The sequence below is a fragment of the Blautia ammoniilytica genome (genome assembly GCF_025566965.1).
GTDB classification, from domain to species: domain Bacteria; phylum Bacillota; class Clostridia; order Lachnospirales; family Lachnospiraceae; genus Blautia_A; species Blautia_A ammoniilytica.
Genome location: NZ_JAOQJL010000067.1, coordinates 3,367 through 5,267 on the forward strand (window position 1 = coordinate 3,367; position 1,901 = coordinate 5,267).

At 38.8% G+C, this 1,901-nt stretch carries 3 protein-coding genes; all 3 read left to right on the forward strand.

The window, feature by feature from the left end:
• Nucleotides 1-1,039 (forward strand): recombinase family protein (locus OCV61_RS18205; RefSeq protein WP_262583422.1); only part of this gene is annotated, 1,039 nt, incomplete at its 5' end.
• Nucleotides 1,026-1,325 (forward strand): hypothetical protein, encoded by a 300-nt coding sequence (locus OCV61_RS18210; RefSeq protein ID WP_262583424.1) that lies wholly within the window; start codon nucleotides 1,026-1,028, stop codon nucleotides 1,323-1,325. The genes OCV61_RS18205 and OCV61_RS18210, both read left to right, overlap by 14 nt.
• Nucleotides 1,326-1,437: 112 nt before the next feature.
• Nucleotides 1,438-1,620 carry a tyrosine-type recombinase/integrase gene (locus tag OCV61_RS18215; RefSeq protein WP_226845253.1) on the forward strand — a complete coding sequence of 61 codons (183 nt, stop codon included), beginning with the start codon at nucleotides 1,438-1,440 and terminating at the stop codon, nucleotides 1,618-1,620.
• The last annotated feature ends 281 nt before the right edge of the window (nucleotides 1,621-1,901 follow it).

The window sequence follows — 1,901 nt, forward strand, 5'->3', positions numbered from 1 at the left end:
TGGGATTGTAGACTGCGTAGTGGTAAAAGATTTATCACGATTTGGAAGGGAATATATTGATTCCGGGAAGTATATCGAGAGATTATTCCCGGCTCTTGGCGTGCGCTTCATTGCCATAAATGACAATTATGACAGTCTCAAGGGAAAGAATCAGGCAGACGAAATCATTATCCCATTTAAGAATTTAATCAATGATGCTTATTGTCGTGACATTTCTATTAAGATCAGGAGTAATCTTGAGATTAAGAGGAAAAAAGGCGAGTGCGTGACTCCGTTTGTAGCATTTGGATACAGGAAGACAAAGACAGATAAGCATAAATTAGAGATTGACCCATCTGCAGGCAGCGTAGTACAGGATATTTTTAAGATGAAGCTGCGGGGAATGAGTCAGGATGCGATCGCTAATCGTTTAAATGAACTGGGTATTCTTTCTCCATTTGAATATAAGATCAGCAGCGGCAGTCATTATGAAACTGGCTTCCGGCAGAAAGAACAGGCGCTTTGGAGTTCCGTTACAGTTCGTAGGATACTGGAAAACGAGGTTTATATCGGAAATCTTGTGCAGGGAAAAAGGACAACACCGAACCATAAAGTGAAGCAGACTTATGTGAAACCGGAAGATGACTGGATCCGGATTGAGAAAAATCATGAGCCACTGGTGAGTGACCGTGATTTTGAAATTGTTCAGAGACTTCTGGGCATGGATACACGTACTTCACCTGACCAAAAGCAGGTATATCTGTTATCCGGCATTGCTGCTATGTGCCAACTGTGGGCATTCTTTACTAAAAGAAACGGAGCATCTGCTAAAATGCTCAGATGCTCGAACCAATGGAGATCCTGTGTGTCGAAGTCTGGTGATCCGACGGGAACCGCTGGAGGAGAATATCCTTGGGCTTGTTCATCAGTATGCAGCGTCAATGTTGGAAAAAGAAAAGAAAGTATCTTCCAACAGGCAATGCGACTACAAAGAGATCAATACCGCAGAATTGCAAAAACAGAGCCGACAGTTGACCTCGGAAAATATGAAACTCTATGATGATTACAAAGATGGTCGTATAGATCGTGATTCGTATAAGCAGAGAGCTGGAAAGATAAGTGTACAGCTAGAGGAAATAAAACGAAAGATAGAAGATGCGGAGAATAGTAAAAAGTTTCTTGAACAAAATGAACTTTCTGATAAAATAAAGCTAAAAGATTTCTTGGGAATTCAGAAGTTCGATACAGAGAAGCTGCGTGAGATTATCAAGGTGATCCATGTTCATAGTCAGGATGAAATTGAAATCGAATGGAATTTTGACGATATTTTTTCGGAACAGAGGTAACTTGAGCAGGACAAGAATGACTTATCAGAAGATAATAAAGGTGCTGGGACTACCTGATGGGAGCGTCGGATAGTTTTCGGCAGAAAAAAATAAAATTTTTTTTGTCCTATACTTGACACATCCACATGTATGCAGGCATACATATTGTTCCAATATGGCGAAAGCTGGAATGAATCCGAAAGCACTCCAATATTTAATGGGACATTCTGATATAGGGGTTACGTTAAATGTATATACGCATCTGGGATTAATTGATGCAAAAGAAGAGATGAATAGGATTGCAAAACTGGCATAGTATGATAAAATAATAGAAAAAAGAATTAAAAATAATCTGATTATAAGGTTCTTAAAAAGCCTGTTTTCCAGGCTGATTATTACTAAGAAGTTACTAAATTTGGATAAGAAAATATACGAATTTATGCTGGGATATACAGGAAAATGACAGGATTGAAGATTATCGGAAAATGCTTGCGAACAGCGTAAATAAAGGGCACTGAAAAAGTCTGATTCTAAAAAAGAATTGGGCTTTTTTTCGTATTTCCATTATAATAGAAATATAAGGAGGGAGCGGCTACC